This window comes from Actinocrinis sp. (assembly GCF_035938995.1).
In the GTDB taxonomy this organism is placed as follows: Bacteria; Actinomycetota; Actinomycetes; order Streptomycetales; family Catenulisporaceae; genus DASZGI01.
On record NZ_DASZGI010000070.1, the window covers coordinates 70,912 to 77,285 of the forward strand.

Below are 6,374 nucleotides of genomic sequence, written 5' to 3' on the forward strand. Positions count from 1 at the left end.
TAAGGTCGTGAGAGTCAACTCTCACGAAGGAGTCAAGCTATGACCGAGGTCGCTATCGTCGCCCCGGACGGCGGCGAACTGATCGAGCTGGGACCGGCCCGGATGCGCATCCTGGAGGACGGCGGCACCACCGCGCACCGGCTCGGGATCGGCGAGATCACGCTCGCCCCGCACAGCGACGGCCCGCAGCAGCACCGGCACGCCAAGCACGACGAGGGGTTCTACGTCGTATCCGGCACCGCGCGGTTCACCGTCGGGAGCGCCACCTACGACGCGCCGCCCGGAACGATGGTCATGGTTCCGCCCGGCGCGCCGCACACGTTCGCCAACCCCGGGGATGAGCCGCTCGTGATAGTGAACACATTCACGCCGGACCTCTACGTGCAGTACTTCCGGGACCTGCGCGACGCGCTCGCGGACGGCCGCCAGACGCCCGCTCAGGCCGCCGCCCAGGCCATGAGCCGATACGCGACCACACCGGCCACGGACTACGCGCCCGACCCGGTCAGCAGAGCCCTGACGAGACGCACAGTCGAACTTCGCAATGGCCTAACGATCACGGTCGACGAGTACGGCGAGGTCGACGGCGCTGGAAACGGTGCGCTCGTCCTGCACGGTGGCGCCGGACCGCGGTCGGTCGCCGGCCTCGCCGCGGCGCTCTCCCAGCACTCGTATGTGGTCGTCCCGACGCACCCCGGTTTCGACGCGACGCCGCGTCCGGACGGCACCGACTCCGTCGCCGATCTGGCATCGGCCTATCTCGACCTGATCGAGGAACTCGGCCTGCGCACGGTGCTCGTGCTCGGCAGCTCGGTCGGCGGCTGGATCGCGGCCGAGATGGGGCTGCGCGACAACCACGACCGCATCAGCGGCCTGGTTCTGCTGGCCGCGACCGGGATCGAGCCCGAGCCGCCGCTGCAGATCGCGGACCCCGCGAAGCTCGGCCCGGTCAAGACCGGCGAGCTGGCCTTCCACGATCCACGGCTGCGCCCGGATCCGGCCGCGCTCAGCGATGAGCAGAAGGCTGCGCTGGCCGCGAATCAGGCGGCGCTGGCGGTCTACGCGGGCGGCCCGCACTTCTGCTACGACCCGAAACTGCGCGGCCGCCTGCACCGTGTCGCCGTCCCCGTGCTCGTTTTCGCCGGCGAGCAGGACGGGATCGCCCCGCTCGAGTACGAACGCGCCCTGGCCGCATCCTTCCCCCGCGTGACCTTCCATCCCGTCCCGCAGGCTGGACATTTCCCGCACCTCGAACAGCCTGAAGCAGTCCTCGAAGCCATCGACACCTTCCTGGACAAGCCCCACCAGGCGCCTTGACCCGAGGTGCCACCGCGCTGAGGCGGGGCTCAGTGTCCTGCGCTCGAGGCGGGGGAGGCGTGCTCGCCGACGCGTCGCGCGTCATGTCCGATGGCGGACCGCTTCTCCAGGATGCTCAGAGCCCGCTCGGCCCAGCGGATGTTCTCCTTCTCGAATGCGCGGCCTCTCATCAACGTCAGGTAGGGCCCGACGCGGTCGACCTGGTCGAAGTACTCGTCCTCGGTGCGCCCGGCGAGCAGGCGGGCGCGTAGCCGGTCGTACCGGGCCAGCTTCGTGCGCGACAGCTCGAGACGACCGGCGATCGCCGTGCGCACCGCTGCGGGGTCACCGGCGTCTAGGGCCTGAACCTTGACCAGAAGCTCGTCGCGGATCGCGGTGAGCTTCGCGGGTTGCGTCGTGAACTCCCGAAGCGCCGCGAGCCCGGCTTCGGTCAGTGAGAACAGCCGCTTGTTCGGCCTGCGGTCCTGCTCGACGACCCGCGCTGCGATAAGCCCCTGGGACTCCATGGCCTCGAGTTCCTTGTACAGCTGCTGTGGCGTGGCCATCCAGAAGTTCGCGACCGACGCGTCGAAGCCTTTGGACAAGTCGTAGCCGGACGCCTCGCCCTCCAGGAGCGTCGCCAGAATCGCGTTGCGCAATGCCATGCGCTCAATATAGAGCGCTCATTGGTTAATCAAAATATTTACTATAGACACGCGTGAACGCGCCTGCCGCGTCGCTGCGAGCCTCCCGTCACCCGCGTCGGCAACCGGACCGCAGCGCCGGGTCACACACCTTCGGCTGCTTCGCGGGAGATCCGGTCGAACTGGGCGTTCATGGCCTCGGCCAGCGCGTTGGCCGCGGAGAGCGGACGTACCATGACCGTGAAGTCGTCGATCTTGCCCTCCTCGTCGAAGTGGAGAAAGTCGCAGCCCGTGAGCTTCTTGCCGTTCACGGTCGCGGTGAAGACGAAGGCGTGGTCGCGCCCGTCCGAGTTGGCGATCTCGCGGATGTACGTGAAGTCTTCGAACACCCGCAGCACGCCGCGCAGGATGGCGGCGGTCATCGGCTTTCCGGGGTAGGGCTTGAAGGCGACCGGGCTGGTGAAGACGACATCGTCGGCCAGCATCGCGGCCACCGAGTCTGCGTCCTTGGCCTCGACTGCCTCGCGAAACGGGTGCATCTCGTCACCTCAGACACTAAATGCTTCGATACTTATCCAGGGCGTGATGAGGCGCAGGGGCGCCAGGTGTCGAGCCCTGGAGCAGTGGCGCTGATGCCTCCGGCTCTGGCGTAACCCGGACCTACTGCGCGACTCATCTAATCAGAAATTTGTATAGGTGTCGTGGGCAGCCACGGCTCGGCTGACGCGACGCCCGGGGCTCCGCACGTTTCCCGACGCCTGTCCGACGTCATACGTCACGCTCGCAGCGTGCTAACTCCCGAAACCGATCGCGCCCCGGTCGTCACGATCAGCCCGCGAAGGGCATGTGGAAGATCGGCACCGGCAGGGTTGAGCGCGCGCGGTGTCATCGGGTTGAGCGCGCACGCGCAGTGTCATGCCGTGGTATGACACGGGGCAGCGGGATCCATCCTGCGTGCCGACTCCGGGGGCGAGGCGTTGGTGCTGTTGGGGGTCGTAGCGTGGAAACCGGCAGAGAGAAGGTCCGTCGATCGGAAAGGTGTGAATATCGTGCCGGAGCAGGGATTCTTCGAGGCGGCGGCAAGCGTCGCCGGCACCTTGATCGGCCTGCTGTTCGTCGCCTTGTCCATGGGCCGGGAGCGGGAGCCGGCGCGGCCTGGCGAGCTCCAGCACATCGAGCGCGATCGACGGCATGTCTGCCGTGCGCAAGGTCACCCAACTCTCGCTCACCTTCGACCACCGGGTATGCGACGGCGGTGCCGCCGGACCGATCCGGCCCGGCGGCACCGCCTGCAGTTGTAGACCGTTAGCTAACAGTCGGGTGCGCGATCTCGCAGATGTTGGTGTCGTTGGACCACGTGCCCTGCTCGGCGTAGGTGCCGTTGCCCATCTTCACGTTCGCGGCGCCGCCGTGCACGCCCTTCAGCCACGCGCACTCGTCGCCGTTCTCCTGACCGGCGAACTGGGAGCCGGACTGGTTGTTGGTCCAGCCGCCGGCCGGGTTCTGGTCGGTGATGTTCTCCGCGTACTCGTGGCCGAGGGTGATGGTGTAGCCGTCGAGCGTGCCCTTGCTGCCGCTGTTGACGAAGTCCACGCCGCAGCCCGAGCCGGAGTCCATGTTGTAGGGCTGGTTGGAGAACGAGAAGTCGCCGACGTTCGACGTGACCGCGCCGCCGGTGAGCGTGGTGTCACCGTTGTAGTCGTGCCACGCGCAGTACTGGCCCTGGTAGTGGTCCGGGTTCGTGCCGTGCGCGGAAAGGATCACGTAGAAGGCGTAGCGGTTCGCCGCCGCGGTGGTGTTGCCGAAGTGGTGCGCCGCTTTCAGCGCCTCGAGGCCGAGCTGGTGACCGGATGCGGCCTGCGGGGACTTGGCGGAGTTGTCGTACCAGACGCCCGCGAGGACGCCGCCGGTCGGGTAAGGCACGTGCGCCGCGCTGGCCGAGCAGCTCGTCGCGCCGGTGTGGACCAGCGGACCGTCGCAGTACTGCGTCATGGTGCCCGACCACTGCTCGCTGCCGGTGCCGAGGCCCTTGAACATCATCTGCGCGGCCGCGGCGCCCTTCTTGGCGTCGTTGCTGAAGGCCAGGTTGCCGTTGGCGTCAGTGCTCTGCTTGCCCCACTGGCTGCCGTAGAAGACGAGGTACACCTTCGGGTGACCGCTGGTCACGCCGATGCCGTCGATGCCGCCGCCGTAGGACAGCGTCTCCGGTCCGGTGGCCGCGTGTGCGGCCGCGAGCGCCCGCGTCTGGGTTGCGCCCTGCACGGTCGGCATCACGCCGAGCCGGTGCGCGGTGGTGTTGGCGGTCGCGGCCTGGGCCGAGCCGATCGTCGTCATGGTGACGGCGGCGACCAGGGAGGTGCCCGCAGCAGCGGCGAGCGATATGCGGGCGGCCCGGCGCCCGTTTGACGAGGTGAGGTGGAACATCGTGGGTGGCTCCCTCTCGGGTTGAGAATGCCCGTCGGCACGCCTGTTGCGGCCGCCAGGGTCGTGCGCGGGCGCCGGAATCGGCGGTAGGGGGTCACCCCGCGCCGGTCCGGTGTCCGTGGTGTTAAGCGATTCTCAGAAGATGGCAGGGCTTTGCAGCTTCACCCTGTCATCAGGCGTGATGGGAAACTAGCAACGCATTCCGCGCTGGTCAACGCTTGCGCCCGAAGCTATTCAGGGACCGTTCACCAGCGTGTTACACCTGTTGTTAGAGTTCTGCGAAGCTCGGGCGGCGGGCTGCCGCGGAGGCGGCGACGTTGCTCGGCGGCCGGCACAGCGGAGATGCCCCGGACCTCATCCCTCAATATCACGTGTCATGCGGATTCGGTACCTGATGGGTCTTAGGTACCCGTCTCGCTCTTCGGGCGTGAGACTGCCTAGCAGCAGTGGTGGCGGTGCATGTCGCCGCCGCTGTCGTGGGCCGGCGGTGCTCCGGTCGCGGGTTGATCGGGCACCGCGGAAGCACCGAAGAATGAGAGGGCTGTGAAGCCATTGAAAACGGGGAACATTCGAAGACTGAGAGCTGCGGTGATCGGCCTCGTGGCGATCGTGACCGCCGTTCTCGCCGGGGTGGCCGCGGCTCCCGCCGCGCAGGCCGCCACCTCGTGCATCAACCCGCACTGTTACTCGATCGGCATTCTCGACCGCAGCGACGACTTCACCGGGATCTACGGGGAGTGGCACAGCAACAACATGTACCTGGCCGACTCGGACTACGCCTACGGCGGCCACATCAACTCCGAGATGTGGCTGGTCATGCCGAACGGCACGTGGGTCGAGGAGGGTCTGCGCAACGGGATCGACCCGGGGGACCCGTGCGGCTGCACGGCGTACGAGGTCTTCTGGGCCGACGCGTCGACCAGCGGCAACTTCTCTCGGCACTACATCGCGAACGTCGCGCCGGACGGAACGGATCACTCGTACGTGATCCAGCAGGGCTCGGGGGTCAACACCTGGGACGTGTACTACGACGGCGCCTATCAAGGCACCAGCACGGTCACCGGCAGCTGGACGGGCCACGAGCAGCAGGTCGGCGGCGAGGTGCAGGTCAACGACCTGTCGACGGCCTGGTGCGACTGGTTCGAGATGACCTCCGACTTCCGGGACGGCGCCGGGAACTGGTACCTGAGCAACGGCGGTGCCAGTGTTCCGACCCAGCAAGTCGATCCGGGCTTCACAGGGTATTGGTACAATTCGGACTGGATTTGGTGGAAGCACTGATGAAGCTGACAGCCAAGATGAACCGGAAGACGGCCGGATCGGGCCGGATGTCCGCGAGGGCCCGGGCCGCCATCACACTCGGGGGCTGCGCGCTCGTGCTCGGCGGGTTCGCGGCGGCCACGACAGCCTCGGCGGCCGCGGGTACGTCCGCCGCGGCGGGCCCGGCGGCCGACCGGCAGTTGGCTGCGTGCCTGACCGCGCACAAGGCCTACTGCGGTGGCCCCGGCAACTCCGGTAACGCGCGACCGGCCGGGAAGCCGGCGGGTCCGGTGGCGCCGGCTGCACCCATGACGCAGGCCGAGGCTGTGAGCTCCGCGTTGCGCGCGGCGGATCCGGCGGCCAGGGCCAACGCCTCCATGGCCGCCGCCAGCGAGACGACCTTGAGCAGCTACGAAAAGGCCGTTTACGGCGGAAAGCACGTCAACGGGACCGTCGACCCCTCGACAGCTGTCTGGGTCGTCCGCGTGGCGTCCGCACCGAATCCGCTCGAGATCGACACGCCCGCAGGTCAGAAGCCGAAGGTGTACACGCACTTCACCGTGGTGATCGACGCGGCGAGTCACCAGTGGATCGAGGAGAGTTTCCAACAGTAGTCCGCCTGTCCCGGTGGCTCGGCAGCGGCGGTGCGCCGTTGCCGGGCCACCACGGCGTTTCGGAGGGCGTTCGAGGCGCCGTTCGCATCAGCGCGCAGAGGACTTACCTCCACCGCACAGGGATGTCCCGCGCCTG

6 protein-coding genes and 2 pseudogenes are annotated in these 6,374 nt (G+C 67.9%); 5 read left to right on the forward strand and 3 right to left on the reverse strand.

From position 1 onward, the window contains the following. Positions 1-39: 39 nt before the first annotated feature. Both VGZ32_RS28585 and VGZ32_RS28590 read left to right on the forward strand, forming a co-directional pair. Positions 40-495: pseudogene (locus tag VGZ32_RS28585) on the forward strand (cupin domain-containing protein); the annotation flags it as partial. A gap of 21 nt (positions 496-516) precedes the next feature. Further along, a complete protein-coding gene (locus VGZ32_RS28590) occupies positions 517-1,317 on the forward strand; it encodes an alpha/beta hydrolase (RefSeq protein ID WP_349263483.1) in 801 nt (266 codons plus the stop codon). 29 nt (positions 1,318-1,346) lie between these two features. On the opposite strand, the gene VGZ32_RS04615 is transcribed toward VGZ32_RS28590, so the two are convergent. After that, a complete protein-coding gene (locus VGZ32_RS04615; RefSeq protein ID WP_326884548.1) occupies positions 1,347-1,961 on the reverse strand; it encodes a PadR family transcriptional regulator in 615 nt (204 codons plus the stop codon). A 122-nt stretch (positions 1,962-2,083) separates the two neighbouring features. Next, positions 2,084-2,479 carry a nuclear transport factor 2 family protein gene (locus VGZ32_RS04620; RefSeq protein WP_326884549.1) on the reverse strand — a complete coding sequence of 132 codons (396 nt, stop codon included), beginning with the start codon at positions 2,477-2,479 and terminating at the stop codon, positions 2,084-2,086. 643 nt (positions 2,480-3,122) lie between these two features. Here VGZ32_RS04620 and VGZ32_RS28595 point away from each other — a divergent pair. Then, positions 3,123-3,245 (forward strand): annotated as a pseudogene (locus VGZ32_RS28595) (2-oxo acid dehydrogenase subunit E2); the annotation flags it as partial. On the opposite strand, the gene VGZ32_RS04625 reads toward VGZ32_RS28595, so the two are convergent. Continuing rightward, positions 3,246-4,364 carry a hypothetical protein gene (locus tag VGZ32_RS04625; RefSeq protein ID WP_326884550.1) on the reverse strand — a complete coding sequence of 373 codons (1,119 nt, stop codon included), beginning with the start codon at positions 4,362-4,364 and terminating at the stop codon, positions 3,246-3,248. 588 nt (positions 4,365-4,952) lie between these two features. Here VGZ32_RS04625 and VGZ32_RS04630 point away from each other — a divergent pair. Both VGZ32_RS04630 and VGZ32_RS04635 read left to right on the forward strand, forming a co-directional pair. Further along, the gene (locus VGZ32_RS04630; protein WP_326884551.1) at positions 4,953-5,645 is read left to right on the forward strand and encodes a hypothetical protein; all 693 of its coding nucleotides are present in this window, start codon (positions 4,953-4,955) and stop codon (positions 5,643-5,645) included. Next, positions 5,645-6,238, forward strand: coding sequence for a hypothetical protein (locus tag VGZ32_RS04635; protein ID WP_326884552.1), 594 nt, complete (start codon positions 5,645-5,647; stop codon positions 6,236-6,238). Before VGZ32_RS04630 ends, VGZ32_RS04635 begins: the two co-directional genes overlap by 1 nt. Positions 6,239-6,374 lie beyond the last annotated feature (136 nt).

Coding starts and splice junctions, on each gene's coding strand:
- VGZ32_RS04615 (WP_326884548.1), bottom strand. CDS start 1,961: ATGGCATTGCGCAACGCGATTCTGGCGACGCTCCTGGAGGGCGAGGCG.
- VGZ32_RS04620 (WP_326884549.1), bottom strand. CDS start 2,479: ATGCACCCGTTTCGCGAGGCAGTCGAGGCCAAGGACGCAGACTCGGTG.
- VGZ32_RS04625 (WP_326884550.1), bottom strand. CDS start 4,364: ATGTTCCACCTCACCTCGTCAAACGGGCGCCGGGCCGCCCGCATATCG.
- VGZ32_RS04635 (WP_326884552.1), top strand. CDS start 5,645: ATGAAGCTGACAGCCAAGATGAACCGGAAGACGGCCGGATCGGGCCGG.